This is a genomic window from Enterobacter cloacae complex sp. CDL013 (assembly GCF_049238805.1).
Lineage (GTDB): Bacteria > Pseudomonadota > Gammaproteobacteria > Enterobacterales > Enterobacteriaceae > Enterobacter > Enterobacter hormaechei_C.
The window spans coordinates 126,303-150,315 of record NZ_JBMKGT010000005.1 but is presented as its reverse complement, the minus strand read 5'-3'; the positions used below and the strand labels follow the sequence as shown (position 1 = coordinate 150,315).

The 24,013-nt window shown below is 55.6% G+C and carries 30 protein-coding genes; 15 read left to right on the top strand and 15 right to left on the bottom strand.

The window, feature by feature from the left end; translation table 11 throughout:
* Nucleotides 1–68: 68 nt before the first annotated feature.
* Genes flgJ through flgB form a run of 9 tightly spaced genes read right to left on the bottom strand, consistent with a single transcriptional unit; the run spans nucleotide 69 to nucleotide 7,240 of the window.
* Nucleotides 69–1,022 carry a flagellar assembly peptidoglycan hydrolase FlgJ gene (gene flgJ, locus ACOTXD_RS11355; RefSeq protein ID WP_061856377.1) on the bottom strand — a complete coding sequence of 318 codons (954 nt, stop codon included), beginning with the start codon at nucleotides 1,020–1,022 and terminating at the stop codon, nucleotides 69–71.
* Nucleotides 1,023–2,120 (bottom strand): flagellar basal body P-ring protein FlgI, encoded by a 1,098-nt coding sequence (locus tag ACOTXD_RS11350; protein ID WP_003857984.1) that lies wholly within the window; start codon nucleotides 2,118–2,120, stop codon nucleotides 1,023–1,025.
* Between the two features lie 12 nt (nucleotides 2,121–2,132).
* On the bottom strand, nucleotides 2,133–2,831 hold the full coding sequence (gene flgH / locus ACOTXD_RS11345; protein WP_003857987.1) for a flagellar basal body L-ring protein FlgH: 699 nt from the start codon (nucleotides 2,829–2,831) through the stop codon (nucleotides 2,133–2,135).
* Between the two features lie 57 nt (nucleotides 2,832–2,888).
* Nucleotides 2,889–3,671 carry a flagellar basal-body rod protein FlgG gene (gene flgG, locus ACOTXD_RS11340; RefSeq protein ID WP_000625853.1) on the bottom strand — a complete coding sequence of 261 codons (783 nt, stop codon included), beginning with the start codon at nucleotides 3,669–3,671 and terminating at the stop codon, nucleotides 2,889–2,891.
* An 11-nt stretch (nucleotides 3,672–3,682) separates the two neighbouring features.
* Nucleotides 3,683–4,438 carry a flagellar basal body rod protein FlgF gene (locus ACOTXD_RS11335; RefSeq protein ID WP_058656911.1) on the bottom strand — a complete coding sequence of 252 codons (756 nt, stop codon included), beginning with the start codon at nucleotides 4,436–4,438 and terminating at the stop codon, nucleotides 3,683–3,685.
* Nucleotides 4,439–4,458: 20 nt separating this feature from the next.
* Nucleotides 4,459–5,667, bottom strand: a complete 1,209-nt coding sequence (flgE, locus tag ACOTXD_RS11330; protein ID WP_003857992.1) for a flagellar hook protein FlgE — start codon at nucleotides 5,665–5,667, stop codon at nucleotides 4,459–4,461.
* 26 nt (nucleotides 5,668–5,693) lie between these two features.
* The gene (gene flgD, locus ACOTXD_RS11325) at nucleotides 5,694–6,404 is read right to left on the bottom strand and encodes a flagellar hook assembly protein FlgD (protein WP_003857994.1); all 711 of its coding nucleotides are present in this window, start codon (nucleotides 6,402–6,404) and stop codon (nucleotides 5,694–5,696) included.
* An 11-nt stretch (nucleotides 6,405–6,415) separates the two neighbouring features.
* Nucleotides 6,416–6,820 (bottom strand): flagellar basal body rod protein FlgC, encoded by a 405-nt coding sequence (flgC, locus tag ACOTXD_RS11320; RefSeq protein ID WP_003857997.1) that lies wholly within the window; start codon nucleotides 6,818–6,820, stop codon nucleotides 6,416–6,418.
* Between the two features lie 3 nt (nucleotides 6,821–6,823).
* The gene (gene flgB, locus ACOTXD_RS11315) at nucleotides 6,824–7,240 is read right to left on the bottom strand and encodes a flagellar basal body rod protein FlgB (protein WP_003857999.1); all 417 of its coding nucleotides are present in this window, start codon (nucleotides 7,238–7,240) and stop codon (nucleotides 6,824–6,826) included.
* Between the two features lie 157 nt (nucleotides 7,241–7,397).
* Between flgB and flgA the strand changes: the two genes are divergently transcribed.
* The 3 genes from flgA (at nucleotide 7,398) to flgN (ending at nucleotide 8,874) form a co-directional block, all read left to right on the top strand.
* On the top strand, nucleotides 7,398–8,057 hold the full coding sequence (gene flgA, locus ACOTXD_RS11310) for a flagellar basal body P-ring formation chaperone FlgA (RefSeq protein WP_032610198.1): 660 nt from the start codon (nucleotides 7,398–7,400) through the stop codon (nucleotides 8,055–8,057).
* A gap of 93 nt (nucleotides 8,058–8,150) precedes the next feature.
* Nucleotides 8,151–8,444, top strand: coding sequence for a flagellar biosynthesis anti-sigma factor FlgM (gene flgM, locus ACOTXD_RS11305; protein ID WP_003858002.1), 294 nt, complete (start codon nucleotides 8,151–8,153; stop codon nucleotides 8,442–8,444).
* Between the two features lie 4 nt (nucleotides 8,445–8,448).
* Entirely contained in the window at nucleotides 8,449–8,874 is a 426-nt protein-coding gene (gene flgN / locus ACOTXD_RS11300) for a flagella biosynthesis chaperone FlgN (RefSeq protein ID WP_003858003.1), read from the top strand.
* 59 nt (nucleotides 8,875–8,933) lie between these two features.
* On the opposite strand, the gene murJ is transcribed toward flgN, so the two are convergent.
* The 4 genes from murJ to rimJ all read right to left on the bottom strand — a co-directional run bounded on the left by murJ (nucleotide 8,934) and on the right by rimJ (nucleotide 12,769).
* Nucleotides 8,934–10,469, bottom strand: a complete 1,536-nt coding sequence (murJ, locus tag ACOTXD_RS11295) for a murein biosynthesis integral membrane protein MurJ (protein WP_023324447.1) — start codon at nucleotides 10,467–10,469, stop codon at nucleotides 8,934–8,936.
* Between the two features lie 129 nt (nucleotides 10,470–10,598).
* Nucleotides 10,599–11,522 (bottom strand): Gfo/Idh/MocA family protein, encoded by a 924-nt coding sequence (locus ACOTXD_RS11290; RefSeq protein ID WP_032658019.1) that lies wholly within the window; start codon nucleotides 11,520–11,522, stop codon nucleotides 10,599–10,601.
* Nucleotides 11,523–11,524: 2 nt separating this feature from the next.
* Entirely contained in the window at nucleotides 11,525–12,175 is a 651-nt protein-coding gene (locus ACOTXD_RS11285) for a YceH family protein (RefSeq protein ID WP_045350125.1), read from the bottom strand.
* 9 nt (nucleotides 12,176–12,184) lie between these two features.
* A complete protein-coding gene (rimJ, locus tag ACOTXD_RS11280) occupies nucleotides 12,185–12,769 on the bottom strand; it encodes a ribosomal protein S5-alanine N-acetyltransferase (RefSeq protein WP_003858007.1) in 585 nt (194 codons plus the stop codon).
* A 236-nt stretch (nucleotides 12,770–13,005) separates the two neighbouring features.
* Between rimJ and mdtH the strand changes: the two genes are divergently transcribed.
* The 9 genes from mdtH to ACOTXD_RS11235 all read left to right on the top strand — a co-directional run bounded on the left by mdtH (nucleotide 13,006) and on the right by ACOTXD_RS11235 (nucleotide 19,663).
* A complete protein-coding gene (gene mdtH, locus ACOTXD_RS11275; RefSeq protein WP_061856373.1) occupies nucleotides 13,006–14,214 on the top strand; it encodes a multidrug efflux MFS transporter MdtH in 1,209 nt (402 codons plus the stop codon).
* 98 nt (nucleotides 14,215–14,312) lie between these two features.
* Nucleotides 14,313–14,873 carry a lipoprotein gene (locus tag ACOTXD_RS11270; RefSeq protein ID WP_023305855.1) on the top strand — a complete coding sequence of 187 codons (561 nt, stop codon included), beginning with the start codon at nucleotides 14,313–14,315 and terminating at the stop codon, nucleotides 14,871–14,873.
* Between the two features lie 128 nt (nucleotides 14,874–15,001).
* Complete coding sequence (pyrC, locus tag ACOTXD_RS11265; protein WP_023315804.1) at nucleotides 15,002–16,048, top strand: dihydroorotase; 1,047 nt, start codon at nucleotides 15,002–15,004, stop codon at nucleotides 16,046–16,048.
* A gap of 74 nt (nucleotides 16,049–16,122) precedes the next feature.
* Nucleotides 16,123–16,368, top strand: a complete 246-nt coding sequence (gene dinI, locus ACOTXD_RS11260; protein ID WP_003858011.1) for a DNA damage-inducible protein I — start codon at nucleotides 16,123–16,125, stop codon at nucleotides 16,366–16,368.
* Between the two features lie 273 nt (nucleotides 16,369–16,641).
* A complete protein-coding gene (gene bssS, locus ACOTXD_RS11255) occupies nucleotides 16,642–16,896 on the top strand; it encodes a biofilm formation regulator BssS (RefSeq protein WP_003858012.1) in 255 nt (84 codons plus the stop codon).
* A 112-nt stretch (nucleotides 16,897–17,008) separates the two neighbouring features.
* A complete protein-coding gene (gene solA / locus ACOTXD_RS11250) occupies nucleotides 17,009–18,127 on the top strand; it encodes an N-methyl-L-tryptophan oxidase (RefSeq protein WP_061856372.1) in 1,119 nt (372 codons plus the stop codon).
* A gap of 50 nt (nucleotides 18,128–18,177) precedes the next feature.
* The gene (locus tag ACOTXD_RS11245) at nucleotides 18,178–18,291 is read left to right on the top strand and encodes a YceO family protein (RefSeq protein WP_003858014.1); all 114 of its coding nucleotides are present in this window, start codon (nucleotides 18,178–18,180) and stop codon (nucleotides 18,289–18,291) included.
* A 225-nt stretch (nucleotides 18,292–18,516) separates the two neighbouring features.
* A complete protein-coding gene (locus ACOTXD_RS11240) occupies nucleotides 18,517–19,083 on the top strand; it encodes a cytochrome b (protein ID WP_003858015.1) in 567 nt (188 codons plus the stop codon).
* A 1-nt stretch (nucleotide 19,084) separates the two neighbouring features.
* Nucleotides 19,085–19,663 (top strand): YceI family protein, encoded by a 579-nt coding sequence (locus ACOTXD_RS11235; protein WP_022650779.1) that lies wholly within the window; start codon nucleotides 19,085–19,087, stop codon nucleotides 19,661–19,663.
* Between the two features lie 38 nt (nucleotides 19,664–19,701).
* On the opposite strand, the gene ACOTXD_RS11230 is transcribed toward ACOTXD_RS11235, so the two are convergent.
* On the bottom strand, nucleotides 19,702–20,751 hold the full coding sequence (locus ACOTXD_RS11230; protein WP_003858018.1) for a rhodanese-related sulfurtransferase: 1,050 nt from the start codon (nucleotides 20,749–20,751) through the stop codon (nucleotides 19,702–19,704).
* Between the two features lie 218 nt (nucleotides 20,752–20,969).
* On the opposite strand from ACOTXD_RS11230, the gene ACOTXD_RS11225 reads away from it, so the two are divergent.
* The 3 genes from ACOTXD_RS11225 to ACOTXD_RS11215 all read left to right on the top strand — a co-directional run bounded on the left by ACOTXD_RS11225 (nucleotide 20,970) and on the right by ACOTXD_RS11215 (nucleotide 23,727).
* On the top strand, nucleotides 20,970–21,896 hold the full coding sequence (locus ACOTXD_RS11225; RefSeq protein ID WP_003858019.1) for a Kdo(2)-lipid IV(A) acyltransferase: 927 nt from the start codon (nucleotides 20,970–20,972) through the stop codon (nucleotides 21,894–21,896).
* Nucleotides 21,897–22,037: 141 nt separating this feature from the next.
* Entirely contained in the window at nucleotides 22,038–23,273 is a 1,236-nt protein-coding gene (gene mdtG / locus ACOTXD_RS11220) for a multidrug efflux MFS transporter MdtG (protein ID WP_003858021.1), read from the top strand.
* 79 nt (nucleotides 23,274–23,352) lie between these two features.
* Nucleotides 23,353–23,727, top strand: coding sequence for a MysB family protein (locus tag ACOTXD_RS11215; RefSeq protein WP_061856371.1), 375 nt, complete (start codon nucleotides 23,353–23,355; stop codon nucleotides 23,725–23,727).
* Between the two features lie 7 nt (nucleotides 23,728–23,734).
* On the opposite strand, the gene ACOTXD_RS11210 is transcribed toward ACOTXD_RS11215, so the two are convergent.
* Nucleotides 23,735–23,962, bottom strand: a complete 228-nt coding sequence (locus ACOTXD_RS11210; RefSeq protein WP_032658011.1) for a YceK/YidQ family lipoprotein — start codon at nucleotides 23,960–23,962, stop codon at nucleotides 23,735–23,737.
* Between the last annotated feature and the right edge of the window lie 51 nt (nucleotides 23,963–24,013).

Sequence of the window (24,013 nt, the reverse complement as noted above, 5' to 3'; positions counted from 1 at the left end):
CCTTTTATACGTTCAGACACGAGTCCTGATGAAGGTTATCGGCAACCTCCTCCGGGACTTGAGAACTTTCAGAACAGATTTTCGAGATCTGTGCTATATGCTTTGCTGACCTTCTCAGACATGGATTTCAGCTGCTGGATCATGCTGGTCAGCTTGCGTGCATAGTTTGGATCGGTCGCGTAGCCGGCATTCTGCAATGCCTGAGCGCCCTGCTCTGGCGTGGCGGCCTGGGTCACCGCAGTGTAGCGCGGGTTCCGGCTCAGCAGCCCGACATAATCCGACAACGCTTCCAGATACGAGCTGTAGACGCGGAATTTGGCTTTCACCTTCACTGCCGCACCGTTTTCATATTCGGTGGTGGTGATTTCCGTGGTCGGCCCTTTCCAGCTGGAGGTGGCCTTCACGCCAAAGATGTTGAAGCTCGGCTCGCCGTTCTCCCTGCGGATCTGACGTTGCCCCCAGCCCGACTCCAGCGCCGCCTGCGCCAGAATCAGATGGTGCGGCACGCCGCTCTCTTCACTGGCAAGACGCGCCGGCAGGGAGAGCTGCGCCAGGAAGTCTTTGCTGTCGCCGGAGAGCGGCTCGTCACGCGTTTCTGCCGGCTTCGGCATCGCCTTACGCACCATCTGCGTTAGCGCCTGATTTTGATAACTGGTCACCTTTTCCAGATCAAACTTCAGCGGCACCTGCGGCGGGGCCTCTTCAGGCGGGAGTCCCTGAGCGGCTGCGGTCTGCTTCACGATCATGTCCGCCAGGCCGAGTCCCTTTCCGGCGGTCATTTGCTGGGCAATCTGCTGATCGTACATGCTGGTGTAAAGCCGCGTGGAATCACTGCTGAACATGCCGTCTTTCGGCAGAGTTTCACGCATGCTTTTCAACATCATCTGCACGAACATGCCTTCCACCTGACGGGCAACCGGGCGGATATTCGCCGCCGGATCCTTGCCCGCTTTGGTTTTCAGCTCGCTGAGCGACTGGGCATCCCACGCGGCACTGGTCAACAGTTTGCTATCGGTCAGCATTTAGATGATTTCCAGTTTAGCGCGCAGGCAGCCTGCACTTTGCATGGATTGCAGAATGGACATCAGATCCATTGGCGTTGCACCCAGCGCATTCAAGGCACGCACCACGCTGTTCAGGTTGGCGCTGGAGCGCACGCTCTGCAACGAACCGCCGCTCTGTCGTAAATCAATCTGCGTTTGCGGGGTCACTACCGTCTGACCGCCACCAAACGGGGTATCCGGCTGGCTGACGTTGGCCGAGCGGTTAACCGTGACGGAGAGATTGCCCTGCGCCACGGCGCAGCTGTCCAGCGTCACTTCCCGGTTCATCACCACCGAGCCGGTACGGGAGTTGATAATGACTTTCGCATCCTGAACCGGCACGTTCACTTCCATATTCTGGATATCGGCCAGCATCCGCACCTGGTTGCTGCTGCCGGTTGACGTGCGGATCTGCACGGTGCGGGCATCCAGCGCGGTAGCGCTGCCGTAGCCCCGGCTGCGGTTGATGGTGTCAGCGATCTGCTGCGCCATCGTAAAGTCTTCGTTATTCAGTTGCAGGTTAATGGTGTTGCCGGTGCCGAACTGGGTCGGCAGCTCACGTTCGATGATCGCGCCGTTGGTAATACGTCCCCCGTTCAGCTGGTTCACCTGCACGCTGCTGCCGCCCGCCGACGCGCCTGCTCCGCCAACCAGAATGTTGCCCTGCGCCAGAGCATACACCTGGCTGTCGACGCCTTTCAGCGGCGTCATCAGCAACGTACCGCCACGCAGGCTTTTGGCATTACCCATCGACGAGACAACCACGTCGATGGTTTGCCCCTGACGCGCAAAGGCCGGATAAGACGCGGTCACCATCACGGCCGCCACGTTTTTCAGCTGCATGTTGGTCCCGGCCGGTACGGTAATACCGAGCTGCGAGAGCATGTTGTTCAGGCTCTGGGTGGTGAACGGCGTCTGGGTCGTCTGGTCACCCGTCCCATCCAGCCCCACCACCAGGCCATAGCCAATCAGGGAGTTTTCGCGCACGCCCTGCACGCTGGTGAGATCGCGTATGCGATCGGCCTGCGCAACGGTAGCGACCAACGACAGCGCCACGGCGAAGAGAAATTTATACATAGGTCACCTCGCTTACATCGGCGATAGGTTAAGGAAGAAGCGTTGCAGCCAGCCCATATTTTGCGCTTCGTTGATGTAGCCGTTGCCGACGTACTCAATGCGCGCATCCGCCACCTGGGTGGACGGTACGGTGTTGGTGCCGCTGATAGTGCGAGGGTTAACCACACCGGAGAAACGAATGAATTCCGTACCCTGGTTAATGGCGATCTGTTTTTCGCCCACCACGTGCAGGTTGCCGTTCACCAGAACCTGGTCAACCGTTACCGTCAGCGTTCCGCTGAAGGTATTGCTGGCGTTCGCGCCACCTTTACCGTTAAAGGTGTTGCCGCCGGAGGCTTCCACATCCGCACGGGCGTTGCCGAACAGCCCTTGCAGATAGCGCGGTACGGTGTCGAAGCCAAAATTGGTTTTGCCGTCGCGGCTGGCGTTCGCCGACGAGCTCTTGCTCGCGCTGACGTTTTCCTGCAACACAATGGTCAGCGTATCGCCGACGTTACGCGGACGACGGTCTTCAAACAGCGGCTGATAACCGTAGTTAATCGGCTGCGCGGTCTGGAAAATAGAACCGTTCACCACCGGCGCGGGGCCGGGAACGGGTTGGGCGGTAGTCGCACCCTGTACCAATGGTTTAGACGGGATCCAGGCACACCCGCTGAGGGTGACGGCCAGAACAGTCAGGATCGGATAACGAAACGCCGCGTTTTTTTGCATTGCCTTCATCTTCGAAAACAGGGAGCCGGTGCGACGTTTACCGCACCGGGCTACACCTTAGAGTTGCGTCAGTTTTTGCAGCATCTGGTCGGTCGTCGACACTGCTTTACTGTTAATTTCATAGGCGCGCTGGACCTGGATCATATTCACCAGCTCTTCCGCCACGTTAACGTTCGAGGTTTCCACATACCCCTGATACAGCAGCCCCGCCCCGTTCAGGCCCGGGGTACTTTCATTTGGCGTGCCGGAAGACTGCGTTTCGGTGTAGAGGTTCTCACCGATGCTTTCCAGCCCGGTATCGTTCATGAAGGTCGTCAGATTGAGCTGTCCAACCTGGACCGGCGCGGCCTGACCTTGCTGAGTGACGCTGACGATACCGTCACGACCAATGGTGATACTCAGCGCGTTCGCCGGGATGGTGATCGCAGGCTGAACCTGGAAGCCGCCCGCTGTCACCAGCTGACCATTCTGATCCACCTGGAACGAACCATCGCGGGTATAGGCGGAGGTCCCGTCAGGCAGCTGCACCTGGAAGAAACCCTGACCTTTGATGGCAACGTCTTTACTGTTGTTGGTCTGGGACAGGTTGCCCTGGCTGTGCAGACGCTCGGTGGCAACCGGGCGCACGCCGGTACCAATTTGCAGACCGGACGGCAGCGTGGTTTGCTCAGAAGACTGCGCCCCTGGCTGACGAATCGTTTGATAAAGCAAATCTTCGAAAACCGCACGCTGGCGCTTGAAACCATTGGTGCTGACGTTTGCCAGGTTGTTGGCAATCACATCCATATTGGTTTGCTGTGCGTCCAGACCGGTTTTCGCGATCCATAAAGAACTGATCATAGGGAGTCCTGTTAACTCATAGCCAGAAGTTGGTTAGCCTTGCCTGCGTTTTCATCGACGCTGCTGATAATTTTCATCTGCATTTCGAAGCGGCGGGCGCTGGCGATCATGTCGGTCATGGCTTCTACCGGTTTGACGTTACTGCCTTCCAGCACGCCGGACATCACGCGGATGGTCGGGTCGGCCTGTAACGTGGCGCCACGCGTGGCCTGCGCCGCCTGGGTCAGACGGAACATCCCGTCATCGCCACGCTGCACTTCGTTGCCTTCCGCTTTCACCAGCTTCAGACGACCGACAGGCGCAACGGTGTTAGCCGGGTCGCCCGGGTTTAACGCCGAAATCGTCCCGTCTGCCGCAATGGTCAGCTCTGACCCTTCCGGCACCGTCAACGGACCGGCTTCGCCCATCACCGGATGCCCCTGAATCGTCAGCTGCCCGGTGGAGCTCACCTGGATATTACCGTTGCGGGTATACCCTTCCCCGCCGTCAGCCGTTTGCACCGCCAGCCAGCCGTCCTGCTGAAGGGCAACGTCCAGCGGACGCGCGGTGTAATCCATCTGGCCTGGCGTCATGTCGGCGCCCGGCGTGGAAGCGGTGACCAGCGTACGCGTGGGCAATGACAGCCCTTCTACCGGCACCGCACGCAGCGCGTTGAGCTGCGCACGAAAACCTGGCGTGGAGGCGTTCGCCAGGTTGCTGGCGGTAACAGCCTGCTGGTTGAGCGTCTGGCTTGCTGCGCCCATCGCTGTATATATTGCGTGATCCATTGCGCTTTCCCGTCAGCTGCTTAACGCAGGTTAACCAGCGTGTTAAGGATCTGATCCTGGGTTTTGATGGTCTGCGCGTTGGACTGGTAGTTACGTTGCGCGACGATCATGTTCACCAACTCTTTGCTCAGATCGACGTTAGAGGCTTCCAGCGCGCCGTTGGTCAGCGTGCCGAAGTTACCGGAACCCGCAGTACCCAGCAGGGCAACACCGGAAGACTGCGTGGCAGACCAGACGTTGTCCCCTTCGGATTTCAGGCCTTCGTTGTTGGCGAAGTTTGCCAGCACGATCTGGCCCAGCACCTGGGTCTGTTCGTTCGAATAGTTACCGACAACGGTACCGTCATCGTTGATCTGGTAGCTCACCAGATCGCCCGGCTTATAACCGTTCTGGCTGGTCGCCACGATGTTGTTCGCACCGGTATTCTGTTGCATGGAGTTGGCGAAACTCATGTCAAACGTGGCTGGCGTCGCGCCCGGAACGGTGCCCGTTGTGATCTTGATATCATCGCCACCCGTCAGCACGCCGCTCGCGTTAAAGGTCAGCGTGGTTGCCAGTTTCGCTGCATCTCCCGCTACGCTGCCGTCCTGGGAATACACCTTCCAGGAGTTAGCTGGCGTCGCGTTTTTGACATAGAACAGGTTCATGTTGTGCGCATTACCCTGGCTGTCAAACACCGTCACGGTGCCTTTCTTGTTGTAAGAGTCAGGGTTGGCCGGGTCGAAGGCGACGGTTGGTGCGGTATCGGTGGAGTTCAGGTTGATCTGCTGAGAGGCCGTGGTGGTGGACTTCGCCGCCATCAGCGTCGTTGGGATGGAGATCGCCTGCGGATTCGCACCGGTTTGCACCGTAGGCGGCGTGCCGGCAACCGGATAACCGGTTAACTGAAGCCCCTGCATGTTCACCAGGTTGCGGTTTTCATCCAGCTTGAACTGGCCGTTGCGGCTGTAGAATACGGAACCGTTGGCATCCACCATACGGAAGAAACCGTTCTGGCTGATGGCGACGTCCAGACCGCGACCGGTGTTGGTGGTCGTCCCGTCGGTGAAGTCCTGGGTGATACCCGCCACCTTCACGCCCAGGCCCACTTTAGAGCCTGCAAACATATCTGCAAAAGACGCAGAACCGGATTTAAAACCATAGGTCGCGGAGTTGGCGATGTTGTTGCCAATGACGTCCAGGTTGGTGGCCGCAGCATTCAGGCCGCTGACCGCTTGAGAAAAGGCCATGACTTACTCCTGATAAGTATGAAGGCTTAGATAATCTGCCGAACTTCGTCGAGTGTGGTGGTACCGGAGGTACCCAAATCCAGTTTGTTACCATCGCTACCTTTGATGACGCCCTGAACCAGGGCAAACTGTAGCGGCTGAGCCACCAGCTGAGTGGTGCCGTTGCTGGCGCTAATCGCAACCTGATACGAGCCGTTAGGCGCTTTAGTGCCGTCGGTCAGGCTGCCATCCCAGGTAAAGGTATGAACGCCCGCTTTAAGCTCGCCAATCTCAATCGTGCGCACCACGTTGCCGCTGGCGTCTTTGATGGTGGCGGTGACTTTGTCGGCCGGCTGCTGCAACTCAACGCCAAACGGCGTCGTGGTGGTGGTGGACGTGCCATCGGTAGTGCTGGTGCCCGCCAGAATCGTGGTCCCCGGGATCATCACCCCGTGACCGATCAGGTTGGCGGCCTGCAAGGACTGGCTATTATCGATTTGACCGGAGACCGAGCCGAGCGTGGTGTTCAGTTTCTCAATGCCGCTGACGGTACTGATCTGCGCAAGCTGCGTGGTCAGTTCGTTGTTCTGCATCGGATTGGTCGGGTCCTGATTTTTCAGCTGCGCCACCAGCAGGGTCAGGAAGCTGCTCTGTAAATCGGAGGCATTGCTCCCGGTGAGAGAGCTGGAACCGGTCGCACTGCTGGTGCTATTGACGCCGGTATTTGTCGGGTCATTCACGTTTACGGCGATGGACATGCGTGTCTCCTTTACTGGCCGAGAGTGAGTGTTTTGAGCATCATGCTCTTCACGGTATTAAGCACTTCGACGTTTGCCTGGTAGCTGCGCGACGCGGACATGGAGTTCACCATCTCCCCGACCACATCCACGTTCGGCATTTTCACGTAGCCGCTGGCATCCGCGAGCGGGTTGCCTGGCTCGTAAACCAGCTTGTCGGGTGCCTGGCTCTCAACCACGTCCGCCACTTTTACGCCGCCCGTTGCCGCACCCGGTGCAGCATCAACCTGGAAGACAACCTGTTTAGCGCGATACGGTTGCCCGTCAGGGCCGGTCACGCTGTCGGCGTTGGCCAGGTTACTGGCGGCCACGTTCAGTCGTTTAGACTGCGCCGTTAATGCCGAACCGGCGATATCAAAAATATTCAGCAAGGCCATTTACTAATTGCCCCCCTGTAGGACGGTCATCATGCCTTTAATTTGCCCGCCGAGTAGCGTCAGGCCTGTCTGGTATTGCAGGCTGTTATCGGCAAACTGTGTGCGCTCCCGGTCCATGTCGACGGTGTTACCATCAAGCGAGGGCTGATCGGGAATACGGTAAAGCAGGTCGGTCGTTGGCGCGGTCATCGCCTGAGCGGGAATATGACGTGAGGATGTCAGGGCCAGTGAGACACCCGTTCCTTCGGCACGTCCACGCTCCATCACTTTTTTGAGTTCACTGGAAAAATCAATATCGCGCGCCTGATACCCGGGGGTATCCGCGTTGGCGATATTGGCGGCTAAAATCTCCTGCCGCTGGGCGCGTAAATTGAGCGCTTCCTGCTGAAAACGTAACGCGGCGTCGAGTTTATCGAGCATGTCTCCTCCGCTGATGAGAAAATTTCAGTTCACAGCTTAAATCTCAAGGCGTCTCCCTTATCGACGGAATAAGCGCAAAATGCGTCGCTATTTGTTGCGTTGATGGAAAACCACTGCGGGTAGAATTTGCTTAATTCTGGACATGGTGGAACGTGCGATGCGGACTTTTAAACGTGGCCTGGCGGCGACCCTGTTGCTTTTGAGCCCTCTGTTGCAGGCGGAGGGGTTAGAGGACCAGCTCAATGCATTCTTTGCGCAGAAGCTGGCCGGTTTCAGCGATGACGTACGCGTGACCGTGCGCACCCCGCCTAACCTTTACCCTTCCTGCGAAGCCCCGTCATTTAGCGTGACCGGCAGCACAAAGTTATGGGGTAACGTGAACGTGCTGGCGCGTTGCGCCAATGAAAAACGGTATTTACAGGTTGCGGTACAGGCGACGGGCAATTATGTTGTCGCCGCCGTTCCGATTCCGCGAGGTAGCCTGCTGCAACCTGACAGCGTAACGCTGAAGCGAGGCCGTCTGGATCAGCTTCCACCGCGGACGATGCTGGACATTAACCAGGCTCAGGAGGCGGTCAGCCTGCGCGATGTCGCCCCTGGACAGGCGATACAGCTATCCATGCTGCGCCAGGCATGGCGGGTGAAAGCGGGACAACAGGTGATGGTGGTCGCCAATGGCGAAGGGTTTAGTATCAACAGCGAAGGAAAAGCGCTGAATAATGCCGCAGTGGCGCAAAATGCCCGGGTCAGAATGTCCTCAGGCCAGGTGGTCAGCGGCACGGTCGGTCCTGATGGGAATATTCTGATTAACCTGTAATCTTTTTAAAGATTTCGCGGCGACTGCCGATAAATATTCAACAAATGATGATGTCAGGCGCAAACGCCGCGAACCCTCGATGAGGACAACACTATGAGCATTGATCGTACATCAGCCCTGAAGCCGGTTAGCACTGTACAACCTCGCGAAACGAATGAGGCTGCCCCGCAAAAAACGCGTCTGGAAAAAACGTCGACGGCTAACAGCACCAGCGTCACGCTGAGCGATGCGCAGTCGAAGCTGATGCAGCCAGGCAGCAGCGATATCAACATGGAACGTGTTGAAGCGCTGAAAACGGCTATCCGTAACGGCGAACTGAAAATGGATACCAGCAAAATCGCTGATGCGCTGATTCAGGACGCACAGAGTTTCCTCCAGAGTAACTAACCGTATGAGTCGACTGTCAGAAATACTGGATCAGATGACGGTGGTCCTGAACGACCTGAAAACGGTGATGGATGCCGAACAGCACCACCTCTCTTCTGGTCAAATCAACGGCAGCGCGTTGCAACGCATAACTGAAGATAAAAGCTCGCTGCTGGCGACCCTGGATTATCTGGAAAAACAGCGACGCGCTGAGCAAGACGCGAAACGCAGCGCCAATGATGAGATCAACGAACGCTGGCAGACCATTACAGAAAAAACCCAGCATCTTCGCGATCTCAACCAGCATAACGGCTGGCTGCTGGAAGGTCAGATTATCCGTAATCAGCAGGCGCTTGAGGTGTTAAAGCCCTATAAAGAGCCGGGGCTGTACGGTGCGGATGGTCAGACGGCCACGGCACGTATCACGGGCGGGAAAAAGATTTCGATTTGACGCAGTAGCGGCACGTCATGAAGCGGGGAGCACCTTCTGGTGAACTCCCCTTTTGACGTTTATACCGTGCGGCGGGCGAATTCTTTCACCTTGAAGCCAAGCACCGCCAGCGTGGCAAAGTACGCCACCACCCCGACCGCCACCACGGCCATCAGACGCATCAGGCGGTAAGGCATGGTGCCCTGCGCCCATTCAGGCATGACATACAACATGCCAACCAGCGCAGCCGCCATCACCACTACCGCGATCGCCAGACGCAGCAGGAAGCTTGCCCAGCCCGGCTGCGGTGTGAAGATATCCTGCTTGCGCAGCTGCCAGTACAGCAGCCCGGCGTTCAGACAGGCCGCCAGACCAATCGACAATGACAGCCCCGCGTGTTTCAGCGGTCCAATAAACGCGAGGTTCATCAGCTGCGTCATAATCAGCGTCACAATGGCAATCTTAACCGGCGTTTTGATGTCCTGACGTGAATAGAAACCGGGCGCAAGCACCTTCACGACGATCAGCCCCATCAGCCCCACCGAGTAGGCTACCAGTGCACGCTGGGTCATGGCGGCATCAAAGGCGGTGAATTTTCCATACTGGAACAACGACACCGTCAGCGGTTTTGCCAGGATCCCCAGCGCCACCGCGCTTGGCAATGCCAGCAGAAAACAGAGACGCAGTCCCCAGTCCATCAGGCGGCAGTATTCATCGTGGTTTCCGCTGGCGAAACTTTTCGACAGCGACGGCAGCAGAATAGTCCCCAGCGCCACGCCCAGCACCCCTGATGGAAACTCCATCAGACGATCGGCGTAGTACATCCAGGACACCGAGCCCGACACCAGGAAAGAGGCGAAGATGGTATTGATGATCAGCGAGATCTGGCTGACGGACACGCCGAGTATCGCCGGTCCCATCTGTTTAATAACGCGCATTGCGCCCGCATCTTTGAAACTAATGCGCGGCAGAACCAGCATGCCGATCTTTTTCAGGTGCGGAAGCTGGTAAGCAAGCTGTAACACCCCGCCGACGGTCACGGCCCAGGCCAGCGCCAGCACCGGTGGGTTAAAATGCGGCGCGGCGAACAGCGCAAAGCCAATCATGCTGACATTAAGGAACGTGGGGGCAAAGGCCGGCACGGAGAAGCGGTTCCAGGTATTCAGGATGGCACCCACCAGCGACGCCAGCGAAATCAGCAGAATATAGGGGAAGGTTATCCGCAGCAGTTGCGTCGTCAGGGCAAATTTATCCGCCGTGTCGGCAAAGCCCGGTGCCGTTACCATGATTACCCAGGGCGCTGCCAGCATGCCCAGGACGGTCACGATCGCCAGCGCCAGCGTCAGTAAACCGGAAACGTAAGCCACAAAGACGCGGGTGGCATCTTCGCCCTGCTTGCTTTTATATTCCGCAAGGATCGGGACAAATGCCTGTGAGAAAGCCCCTTCGGCAAAAATACGGCGCAGCAGGTTCGGCAGCTTGAACGCAACGAAAAAGGCGTCAGTCGCCATCCCTGCGCCAAAAACCCTTGCCACAATGGCATCGCGCGCAAAGCCAAGCACGCGGGAAAACATGGTCATCGAGCTGACGGCCGCCAGCGATTTTAATAAGTTCATTAACGTGAAGTTCCACAACCCTACGGATTTCCAGGACGGATAAGCGAAAGCGCCACCCGGCAAAGCCAACAAGCGGCGCTTAGTCTAACCGGATTTCAACGAATTACTATCGGCAGATGTTACAGCGAGTTATTCCGACATGGCTTCGCGCCAGAGTCGTTCCACGATGCGCTGCGCCAGAATGGCCTGCTCCCCGGACGTTTCAGGAACCGTCTGATTCTGCACGCAGGTGATGAAGTGACGCGCGCAGCCCACAAAGCCACGCTGTTCCAGGGTGCTCTGCCAGCCGGGAACGGGTAACGCAACCACGCCATTGCCCTTCTCTTCCCGCCACTCTCGCATATCGGTGACGTCATACAGCGCGCCATCCGTAACGGCCTGCACGGACTCGCGCTGGCTGCCCGCCCGACGATGCATGCTGGTCGTCACCTGCAAATGCTCAACGGCAAAATGATGTTCGGCGTAAACCATCTCACCCTGCTCGTTGGTCAACAGCGTGCCGCTTTGCAGCTGGGCTTTTCCGTTACTCAGCCACAGGGCCGTATCCACGACGTGGAGATAATCATCCAGCAGCGTGAAGCGCAGATCGCTCGGCCCCACGCTGTCGGTACGGTGCTTATCCATACGCAGAGAGGCGAACGAGCCGGACTGCGCTTTAAGCTGCTGATAGAGCGGCGCAAAACGGCGGTTGAAGCCGACCATCAGCGTCAGCTTTTTACGCGCGGCCAGCTCAATCAGTCGCTCAGCATCCTGTACATTTTCCGCCAGGGGTTTATCCACGCAGACGTGAACGCCTGCATTCAGCAACTCGCTCACCACCTGGTAGTGCGTCGCGGTTGAGGTATGCACAAATACCGCATCACATTCACGGGCTAAATCCTGTAGCGAACCGGCATAAGGGATGCGCCAGGTTTTGCAGATGCGCTCTGCTTTCTCGCGGGTGGGAGACCACGCCCCTTGCAGCGTCCAGTCTGACGCGGCGCCTAAAACGGGCAGCCAGGCTTTTTGCGCAATCCCTCCCAGCCCCACAACACCAATGCGTAATGTTGTCACGATTAATCTCCCAGATGTGCGAGTAACGCATCCAGACGCTGCTTCAGCGCGGCAACCTCGTCTTCCAGGGCTGCCACGCGCGCGGTCAGGCTTTCGTTTGATGCTGGCGTGTCGGATACGACGGCCAGCGCAGAGGGCTCCACGTCGCCGCTAAACAGGTGCATGTAGCGGCTTTCACGCTTGCCCGGTTCGCGGGGCAGACGCACCACGTAGGGACCGTCCTCGCGTGAGGCTAATCCCTCCAGCGTCTGTTCAACGTCCTGCATATCCTGAAACTCATGCATGCGGGAGGCGCGTGTGCGCAGTTCCCCCGGCGTCTGCGCCCCGCGCAGCAGCAACGTGGTGATAACAGCCACTTCCGCAGCGCTGAGTTTTAAATCGCCAAATTCAGAATTACAAAAGCGCTGTTCATATTTAGTGACGCGGTTACCGAAGCCGCTGACGGTGCGCAGGTAGTGGCGCTTCACCAGCTCATCAAGGATATCCTGCACCTCGTGCTCGCCAAGGTTCATCACCGGCTCACGGTTCGTCTTCTGGTTGCAGGCCATCGTGACGGCATTCACGGACAGAGGATACTGTTCCGGCGTGGTGACCTGCTTTTCCAGAAGGCAGCCGATCACGCGCGCTTCGGCGCCATTTAACTGATATTTCATCTTTTCTCCTTAACGACCCGCGGTCCACTCCTGCGTGGTGAGCGCGGTGAGCACATGGTCCCGCCACTCGCCGTCAATCAGCAGATAATCTTTGGCATAGCCTTCTTTCTCAAACCCCAGGCGGGCCAGCAGATCGCCGCTGCGCTTATTGTGCGGCATGTAGTTAGCCATAATGCGATGGATATGTTGCGTGCGCTGCATGTAGCGAATCGCCGCCGTCAGCGCCTCAAACATGAGCCCCTGTCCCTGCCATTTCTGGCCGATGGAATACCCGAGATAGCAGGCGTGAAACGACCCGCGTACCACGTTTGAAAAATTGGCAATGCCAACGATCTCTTTCTCTTCCGGATCGAGAAGCGCGAAATAAAACGCACTTCCCTGTTTATGAAATTCCGCAATCATACTGAGGCGCGCCTGCCAGCCAGAGGGGTAGCAGTGGCTCTCGTCCCGAACGGGTTCCCAGGGTTTTAAAAACTGGCGATTCTCGGCGTAATAATCCGCCAGACGCCAGGCATCACGCTCATGCACCAGACGAACGACCAGCCTGTCCGTCGTCAGACGCACTTTTGGCACATTACTGCGATAGCCAAACATCGTTACCACTCCTTCCCGTCGCTTCTGCTCTGCCTGTTAGCTTTACTATACCTGTGCCTGCGCCTTCTGTGAAAACAGTGACATACCATTTTGATCGCTTTTCACATTTTTCGATGAGAACTCTCTATCAAAGCACCTTTTTGATAAAAAAATATTGTCGCCAGCGGGTATGGGAAAAAGAGCGGCGACACCGCAGAATGTTAGCGTGCTCACCTTTTATTTTCCCTGGAGGGAAAATGTCCCGCGTATCACAGGCCAGGAGCCTGGGTAAATATTTCCTGCTCGTCGATAACATGCTGGTCGTGCTCGGCTTTTTTGTCGTTTTTCCGCTTATATCAATTCGTTTTGTCGATCAAATGGGCTGGGCGGCATTGATGGTCGGGATCGCGCTGGGTCTACGCCAGTTTGTACAACAGGGTCTGGGCGTGTTTGGCGGCGCAATAGCTGACCGCTTCGGCGCGAAACCGATGATCGTCACCGGCATGCTGTTACGTGCGGCGGGATTCGCCACCATGGCAATCGCTCATGAACCCTGGCTGCTGTGGTTCTCCTGTTTCCTTTCCGGGATTGGCGGCACCCTTTTCGACCCACCGCGTACCGCGCTGGTGGTTAAGCTTATCCGTCCGCAACATCGGGGGCGCTTCTTCTCGATTTTGATGATGCAGGACAGCGCTGGCGCGGTAGTGGGCGCCCTGCTGGGAAGCTGGCTGCTGCAATACGATTTCCGCCTGGTTTGCGCCACCGGCGCGGTGTTGTTTATTCTCTGCGCGCTGTTTAACGGTCTGTTTCTGCCCGCATGGAAGCTGTCGACGGTGAAAGCACCTGTGCGGGAAGGGCTTGACCGTGTGTTGAGCGATAAACGCTTCGTCACCTATGTGTTAACCCTGACCGGCTACTACATGCTCGCCGTGCAGGTCATGCTGATGCTGCCCATTATGGTTAACGATATTGCCGGCACGCCGGCAGCGGTGAAATGGATGTATGCCATAGAGGCCTGCCTCTCACTGACTCTGCTCTATCCAATTGCCCGCTGGAGCGAGCGCCGTTTCCGGCTTGAGCACCGTCTGATGGCCGGGCTGTTGCTGATGACGCTGAGCATGATGCCCATCGGTCTGGTAAGTTCGCTTCAGCAGCTGTTTATGCTGATCTGCACCTTCTATATTGGCTCAATCATTGCCGAGCCAGCCCGTGAAACGCTGAGCGCGTCACTTGCCGACGCCCGGGCCCGGGGCAGCTACATGGGCTTCAGCCGTCTCGGGCTGGTGCTTGGCGGCGCGCTGGGTTACACCGGTGGCGGCTGGCTGTTTGATGCCGGAAAAGCGCTCCATCAGCCGGAGCTGCCGTGGGTCATGCTCGGCATGGTCGGCTTTATGACGCTGATTGCCCTCTGGTGGCAGTTCAGTGATAAACGCAGCACCCGCGGGATGCTGGAGCCTGGCGCCTGACCTCTTGCATTATCAGTTTTTTCTGCTGGTTTCTGTAGGATCACCCTGACATACTGGCGTATCAGGACAGATGCGCCGATTTTATGTTGAGGAACGCCATGAAAAAGATCGTTATTGCCGCTGCGTTAATTGTCAGTGGTCTGCTGGTGGGATGTAACCAGCTTACGCAGTACACCGTCAGTGAGCAGGAAATTAATCAGGCGCTGGAAAAACATAATAACTTTTCAAAAGATATCGGCGTGCCCGGCCTTGCGGATGCGCATATCGTCCTGACGAATCTCGCCAGCCAGATTGGTCGCGAGGAGCCTAACAAAGTCACCCTTTCCGGCGATGCCAGCCTCGATATGACCTCGCTCTTCGGCAATCAGAAAGCGGATATCAAGCTGAAGCTCAAGGCGCTGCCGGTCTTTAATAAAGAGAAAGGGGCAATTTTCCTGCAAGAGATGGAAATCGTCGATGCGGTTGTAACGCCGGATAAAATGAAACCGGTGCTGCAAACGCTGATGCCGTATCTCAACCAGTCGTTGCAGAACTACTTTAACCAACAGCCTGCCTATGTTCTGAGCGAAGACAAAAGCAAAGGTGAATCTCTGGCGAAAAAATATGCCAAAGGGATAGAGGTGAAACCGGGTGAAATCATCATCCCTTTCACCGACTAAATACTCCGGGCGCTCAGGCGCCCGTTTTTTTTAACGGAATAGTGTGCAAACGAAAACGTTTCCGCTTATGATTTGTGTCCGGCAAAAACAGCCATCTTATGACTGATCTCTTTCAAGCCGGAGCTTCCATGACTGTACAATCCCAGGTTCTCAAAATCCGCCGCCCAGACGACTGGCATATCCATCTTCGTGATGGCGACATGCTGAAAACCGTCGTGCCGTATACCAGCGAAATTTATGGCCGTGCGATTGTTATGCCTAACCTGGTTCCGCCAGTCACTACCGTCGAGGCCGCGATTGCCTATCGCCAGCGTATCCTTGACGCCGTTCCGGCCGGGCACGATTTTACCCCGTTGATGACCTGCTACCTGACGGACTCGCTGGATCCCAATGAGGTTGAGCGCGGGTTTAACGAAGGTGTGTTCACCGCCGCGAAGCTCTACCCGGCGAATGCCACCACCAACTCCAGCCATGGGGTGACCAGTATCGACGCCATCATGCCCGTTCTGGAGCGTATGCAAAAACTGGGCATGCCGCTGCTGGTGCACGGGGAAGTGACCCACGCTGACATTGATATTTTCGATCGCGAAGCACGTTTTATCGAAACGGTCATGGAGCCGCTGCGCCAGCGTCTTCCGGGGCTGAAAGTGGTGTTTGAACACATTACGACTAAAGATGCCGCAGAGTATGTCCGGGATGGAAACGAGCTGATTGCCGCCACCATCACCCCGCAGCACCTGATGTTTAACCGTAACCACATGCTGGTGGGCGGCGTTCGCCCACATCTGTATTGTCTGCCGATCCTCAAGCGCAACATCCACCAGCAGGCGCTACGTGAGCTGGTCGCCAGCGGCTTCCCGCGCGCGTTCCTCGGCACGGATTCCGCGCCGCATGCCCGTCACCGTAAAGAGGCGAGTTGCGGCTGTGCAGGCTGCTTTAACGCCCCGACCGCCCTGGCAAGTTACGCGACCGTGTTTGAAGAGATGAATGCGTTAGACCATTTCGAAGCCTTCTGCTCCCTTAACGGCCCGCGTTTCTACGGTCTGCCGATCAATGACACGTTCATTGAGCTGGAGCGCAAAGAAAGCCAGGTTGAAGCGTCGATTGCGCTCACCGACGATACGCTGATCCCCTTCCTGGCCGGTGAAACCGTAAACTGGACGGTAAAACGCTAAAAAACTGTCGCCCCCTGTTGTCAAACCGACAATATAACTGTATAAATAAACAGTATATTACACAGGGGGCATTTATGCGTATTGAAGTCACCATTGCCAAATCCACCGTCCTGCCTGCTGGCGCACTCGACGCTCTGGCGGGTGAACTATCCCGACGTATTAACAGCACTTTTCCTGAAAACGATGGCGCCGTAACGGTACGTTATGCGACAGCAAACCATCTTTCCGTCATCGGCGGTGCGAAAGAAGACAAAGAACGCATCAGCGAAATTTTGCAGGAAACATGGGAAAGCGCCGACGACTGGTTCATCACTGATTAAAATTTGCTCCCTCATTGTGTTTTTTGCCGGGTCGCCCCGGCTTTTTTTCGTTTCGTCTCCTGAAAGTTCAAAATATTTCAGCATCTTCTTAGAAAATCGTGAACAAGATGGCGTTTTATTGTTCGAACAATCCTAAAAAGCAGAAAAATGTGTTGCTACCCGTTTATTTTTTCCTGCTGAACCCTTATTAATTGATATACTGAAATTGCTTTCAGAAAAACATGCATTGAACCTCAAAGTCGTTGTCTTCTAACACGCATTAAGGGGGTTATAATGGAAAAGAATAGTGAAGTGATCCAGACCCATCCGCTTGTTGGCTGGGATATCAGCACCGTAGACAGCTACGATGCGCTGATGCTGCGTTTGCACTACCAGACCCCAAATCAGCTAAACCGTGATGAAGCGGAAGTTGGACAGACGCTGTGGCTTACAACAGACGTCGCCCGTCAGTTTATCTCTATTTTGGAAGCAGGCATCGCAAAAATAGAATCTGGCGACTACCAGGAAAATGAGTATAAACGGCATTAATCTTATGCCTCTTCACTCAACAGGCACCCTCGCGGTGCCTTATTTATTTCGTTCTTGTATAAGCCTACATAGTTAATTACTCTGCTAACAAAGCGTTAGTAAAGAGAAGCCTATGAAATACGATTTGATCATTATCGGAAGCGGCTCCGTAGGATCTGCCGCCGGTTATTACGCCACGCAGGCGGGTCTGAATGTGCTGATGATTGACGCCCATCGTCCTCCCCACTCTGAAGGAAGCCATCACGGCGATACCCGTCTGATCCGTCACGCTTATGGCGAAGGTGAGCGCTATGTACCGCTGGTGCTTCGGGCTCAGACGCTGTGGGATGAGCTGGCCGCCCTCACCGAAGAACGCATTTTTGAGCGCACCGGGGTCGTTAACCTGGGGCCAGCAAGCTCCACGTTTCTGGCGACCGTCGAGGAGAGCGCGAAAGCCTACCGCCTGGACGTCGAGCGTCTGGATGCGAACGGCATCATGGCGCGCTGGCCGGAAATTTCTGTCGCTGAAGACTACATTGGGTTGTTTGAAGCCAACTCTGGCGTACTGCACAGCGAAACGGCCATTAAGACCTGGATTGATCTCGCCGCCAAAGCGGGCTGCGCGCAGTTGTTCAACTGTCCGGTCACGGGCATCACCCACCATGCAGAGGGTTCAACCGTCACCACCTCTGAAGGTGAATATACCGCCACGCGTCTGCTGGTGAGTGCGGGAACGTGGGTGACGAAACTGCTGCCGGACCTGCCCATCCAGCCGGTGCGAAAAGTCTTCTCCTGGTTCCAGTCTGACGGGCGTTACAGCAGCCAGAACAAATTCCCGGCGTTTACAGGCGAGTTACCCAATGGCGACCAGTTCTACGGTTTCCCCTCGGAAAAAGACGCGCTCAAGATTGGCAAACATAACGGCGGGCAGGTAATTTCCTCTGCGGAAGAACGCAAACCGTACGGAGCTTATCCGCAGGATGGTTCCGAAGCCTTCACGTTCCTGCGTAATATCCTGCCGGGCGTAGGCGGGTTGCTTTACGGCGCAGCGTGCACCTACGACAACACCCCGGATGAAGACTTTATCATCGACACCCTGCCGGGGCACTACAACACCCTGCTCGTAACCGGGCTCAGCGGTCACGGGTTTAAATTTGCCTCTGTGTTAGGTGAAATCGCCGCCCAGTTTGCTCAGGGGAAAGCGCCTTCGTTTGATCTCAAGCCCTTCGCGCTCTCGCGCTTTGATCGATAATACCTCTTCAGGCTCCGAGTAACCGGGGCCTGTTTAGCGAGAGGGGCATGATGCGCAGACTGGTGAATTACCTTATCAATAACATCCGCGAGCATTTCATGCTCTACATTGTTCTTTGGTCGCTACTGGCGATCATTGACGTTATCTATATTGTATTCTTCTGAACGTTCTCGCTGACGTTTATTGACACTCCTTTAAATTTATTTAACTTATATTTTTAAAAAACGTCGCCTCAAATTTATTGAACGAAGCGATTGAAATACATTGCGGAAACACATTCAAATTCGCTGAAATAAATTAAATAAAATACATTATTCATTTTTTTCAGTTGCATTATTTATTTAACCCGTCCATTTTTATTGCTCAGTCATTTGAGAACGGAAATTCATATGCAATGGCGTAACTCCTCCCGTCGCTACGGAATAATATCCATGTGTTTACACTGGCTATTTGCAATTGCCGTCTATGCCATGTTTGGTCTCGGCCTCTGGATGGTGACATTAAGCTATTATGACGGTTGGTATCATCAGGCCCCCGAATTGCACAAAAGCATTGGGGTTCTGCTGATGATGGGTCTGGTTTTTCGCGTGATCTGGCGACATATCTCTCCGCCCCCTCCTGCGCCCAAAAGCCATGGCCGACTTACCCGCATAAGCGCTGTTGGCGCGCATATCGCACTCTATGCCCTGCTGTTCGCCATTCTGATCAGCGGCTATCTCATTTCGACCGCAGACGGCAAACCGATCAGCGTATTTGGGCTTTTTGATGTCCCAGCCACGCTGGCTGACGCCGGTTCACAGGCTGACACCGCAGGTGTGGTTCATTTGTGGCTGGCATGGAGCGTAGTGATCTTGTCTGTCCTGCATGGCCTTGCGGCCCTGAAACACCACTTTATTGATAAAGACGATACGCTGAAGCGCATGCTTGGCCGTTCGTCAGTTGACTCTGGAGCATAAAATGAAAAAACGCCTGTTGGGTATCGCATTAGGTTCGCTGTTATTTACTACCGGTTCGGCCCTGGCCGCCGACTATAAAATTGATAAAGAGGGCCAGCATGCCTTCGTCAATTTCCGTATTCAGCATCTGGGTTACAGCTGGTTATATGGCACGTTCAATGATTTCGATGGCACATTTACTTTCGACGAGAAAAACCCTGCTGCCGATAAAGTGAACGTCACCATTAATACCAACAGCGTCGACACTAATCACGCCGAGCGTGATAAACATCTGCGCAGCGCTGAATTCCTGAACGTGGGCAAATTCCCGCAAGCTACTTTCGCGTCGACAGAGGTGAAGAAAGACGGTGATAAACTCGCTATTACCGGTAATCTCACGCTGAACGGCGTAACAAAACCGGTCACACTGGATGCCAAATTAATTGGACAGGGTGACGATCCATGGGGCGGAAAACGTGCTGGCTTTGAAGCCGCAGGCAAAATTCATCTGAAAGATTTTAATATCACCACGGATTTAGGCCCGGCATCGCAGGATGTAGAGCTGATTATTTCGGTGGAAGGCGTTCAGCAGAAGTCATAAAACAGGCCCGGCAGGCTTGTGAGCCGCCGGGCAGTGTTTTACTCCGGGTCCGGAATACCCAGTTTGGTATTCAGTCGGCCCCGGGATTTATTAAAGATCTTATTCCCGTTCTCGCGTCCGGCACGGCGACGACGTTGCTCTTCTTCAGGCAACATACTCTCTTCACTGCACAGCTCGCTACAGCAGCCATTAAACTTCTCGGCACATGCAGGGCACTGAATAAACAGCAGATGACACCCGTCGTTTTTGCAGTTGGTATGCGTATCGCACGGTGTTCCGCACTGGTGGCAGTGCGCGATCACGTCCTCTGAAATTCGCTCGCCCATACGCTCATCAAACACAAAGTTCTTACCGATAAAACGCACCGGTAAACCCTGCTCACGGGCGCGGCGGGCATACTCGATAATCCCACCCTCAATGTGCCAGACTTTATTAAACCCGTTGTGCTTCATCCAGGCGCTGGCTTTTTCACAGCGGATCCCCCCGGTACAGTACATCACAATCTTTTTGTCTTTATGCTCCTGCATCATCTCAACCGCTTTCGGCAGTTGCTCGCGGAAGGTGTCGGCAGGAATTTCCATCGCATTCTCGAAGTGCCCCACTTCATATTCGTAGTGGTTACGCATATCGATGAACACCGCATCCGGATCGTCGAGCATCGCGTTCACTTCAGCGGCCTTCAGGTATTCCCCCACATTAGCAGCATTGAAGCTCGGATCGTCAATGCCATCCGCCACAATACGCTCGCGCACCTTCATGCGCAGCACCCAGAATGATTTACCGTCATCATCCAGCGCAATATTCAGGCGTAAGCCGTTAAGCGCCGGATCAAACCCGTAAAGGAGATCGCGGAAGGCGCTGACCTTGCTTTCCGGCACGCTGATCTGCGCGTTAATCCCCTCACGCGCCAGATAGACGCGACCAAACACGTTCAGGGCGGTGAAAGCCTGGTAAAGCGCATCGCGGGTCGCCTGTGGATCGTCGATGGTGAAATACTTATAGAAAGAGATCGTTGTGCGCGGTTCGGTTTCGGCCAACATACGCGCTTTCAACATCTCATTCGAAACGCGGTTGTGTAACACTGGCATGGTGTACAAGTCCTGCAATCGTTGAGAAATAAAAATCGGTCGGCATGATATAGCAAACAAAGACAATTTACATCCACACAATTTACGCTACATTTCAGTCAATCTGATTAATCAGACTTAACATTTGCATATTCTTTCATGTTTCGATGACAGACATTTTGGCTATGCCTAAAAAAATGAGACAATAGCCTTTCAGGACGTTAGAACACAGGACAGACATGACCCAGTTACCGAAATTTACTGCCGCGCTTTTGCATCCCCGCTATTGGTTAACATGGTCAGGCATTGGCTTGTTGTGGCTAATTGTACAGCTGCCTTATCCCGTCATTTTCCGCATGGGTAAAGGGCTGGGTCGCATTGCTCAGCAGTTTATGAAGCGTCGCGCCAGGATCGCGTATCGCAACCTTGAGCTTTGCTTTCCTCAGATGAGTGAATCTGAGCGCCACGACATGGTGGTTAAAAACTTCGAATCTGTCGGCATGGGGCTGATGGAGACCGGTATGGCCTGGTTCTGGTCGGATAAACGCATGGCGCGCTGGACGGAAGTGGCTGGGACCGGCATGGAGCCAGTGCATACTCTTCAGGCCAACCAGACTGGCGTCCTGCTGATTGGCGTTCATTTTCTGACGCTCGAAATTGGCGCACGCATGTTCGGCATGCAGGCGCCCGGTATTGGCGTTTATCGTCCTAACGATAATCCGGTGATCGATTTGATCCAGACCAACGGACGCATGCGCTCCAATAAAAGCATGATCGACCGAAAAGACCTGAAAGGGATGATCCGCGCCCTGAAATCAGGTGAGGTGGTCTGGTACGCCCCGGATCATGACTATGGCCCGCAATCCAGCGTGTTTGTTCCGTTCTTTGCGGTGGAAGATGCAGCGACGACCACCGGGACCTGGATGCTGGCGCGAATGTCCAAAGCGGCTATCGTGCCGTTTGTACCGCGCCGTAAACCAGACGGTTCAGGCTATCAGCTCATCATGCTGGAGCCGGAGCTCGCGCCACCGCTGATTGATGCGGAAACCACCGCCCGCTGGATGAACGGCGTTGTCGAGAAATGCATTATGCTCGCCCCGGAGCAGTACATGTGGCTGCATCGCCGCTTTAAAACCCGGCCTCAGGGCGTCCCTTCACGTTATTAACCTGCATGCGGCCATCCGGGCCGCATGTTGTTTTAGCTTTAAAAGCTCCCCGTCATTGCGGCAATCATACCCCGGGCGCATAATTAGCAGGCTTATTACCTCACTGGTCACGGTGCCCTGCACCTCATTATGCGGATAGTTATGTCCCCCACAGATGCTCCCATAAACTGGAAACGTAACCTGACGGTTGCGTGGCTGGGTTGTTTTCTTACTGGCGCCGCCTTTAGCCTGGTGATGCCTTTCCTGCCCCTCTACGTTGAGCAGCTCGGCGTCACCGGACATAGCGCCCTGAATATGTGGTCCGGCCTGGTGTTCAGCATTACGTTCCTGTTCTCCGCCATTGCGTCGCCTTTCTGGGGTGGGCTGGCGGATCGCAAAGGCCGCAAAATTATGCTGCTGCGCTCCGCGCTCGGCATGGCGATCATTATGCTGCTGATGGGGATGGCGCAGAACGTCTGGCAGTTCCTGATATTACGCGCACTCCTGGGTCTGCTCGGGGGATTTATCCCTAACGCCAACGCCCTGATCGCCACCCAAATCCCGCGCCAGAAAAGCGGCTGGGCGTTGGGCACGCTCTCCACTGGCGGCGTAAGTGGCGCACTGCTGGGCCCGCTGGCGGGCGGGCTGCTGGCCGACCACTACGGACTGCGGCCGGTATTCTTCATTACCGCCAGCGTGCTGTTCCTCTGCTTCCTGGTGACGCTTATCTGTATCCGGGAGAATTTCACGCCGGTAGCCAAAAAAGAGATGCTGCACGCCCGGGATGTGCTGGCCTCGCTGAAAAACCCAAAGCTGGTGCTGAGTCTGTTTGTGACCACCATGATTATCCAGGTGGCCACCGGTTCAATCGCGCCTATTCTGACGCTCTATGTCCGCGATCTGGCGGGAAACGTCAGCAATATCGCCTTTATCAGCGGCCTGATCGCCTCTGTTCCCGGCGTGGCGGCGCTACTGAGCGCGCCGCGGCTCGGCAAGCTGGGAGACCGTATCGGCCCGGAAAAGATCCTGATCTGCGCCCTGATCGTCTCCGTCCTGCTGCTGATCCCCATGGCGATGGTGCAGTCTCCCTGGCAGCTCGGCGTCCTGCGCTTCCTGCTGGGGGCTGCCGATGGCGCACTGCTCCCGGCCGTGCAGACGCTGCTGGTCTATAATTCCACCAACCAGATAGCCGGTCGTATTTTCAGCTATAACCAGTCGTTTCGCGATCTGGGTAACGTCACCGGGCCGCTGGTCGGTGCGGGGATTTCAGCCAGTTTCGGTTTCCGGGCGGTCTTTATCGTGACGGCAGGCGTCGTGCTGTTCAACGCCGTTTATTCGTGGCTCAGCTTATCCCGGGCGCTACGCCCGGGGCGAATAAGACAACATCGTGACGGCTAATTTTCGCATTCATACTTGCAAAATCACATAATCAGCTATTCTTTCCCTGAATACCTTCACGAAAAACAGGGAGACACCAATGACCATGTACGCCACGCTGGAAGAAGCAATTGATGCCGCTCGCGAAGAGTTCCTCGCCGATAATCCCGGCATTGAGGAAGAAGATGCTGACGTGCAACAACTCAATATCCAAAAATACGTCCTACAGGACGGCGATATTATGTGGCAGGCCGAATTCTTTGCTGATGAAGGTGAAGATGGTGAATGTCTGCCGATACTGAGTGGTGAAGGTGCACAGGCGGTATTCGACGGCGACTATGACGAAATTGAGTTACGTCAGGAGTGGCTGGAAGAAAATACGCTGCACGAATGGGACGAAGGCGAGTTTCAGCTCGAACCGCCGCTGGATAGCGAAGAGGGTCAGGCCGCAGCGGACGAATGGGACGAGCGATGAGCTCCCGTTACTCGTAAGGGCCGTGGCTGGCATCGATGGGCAGCAGCAGCGTGTCGAAAATCAGCGAAAACGGCAGATCGATCACGGTGAGATAGCGCCATGCGGAATCGCGAACGTCCCACTGTACGCCGGGGTAGTATTGATTCCCGTGGCCCTGCCCGGGGATGGTGCGGCTGATAATGCTGCCGCAGCCGCTGAGCAGGCATGCCATCATGACGACAATGATTACTTTCATGTCTGACCTCTAAAAAAATACCGGCGATTAAGCCGGTATTTCATTTGGCGG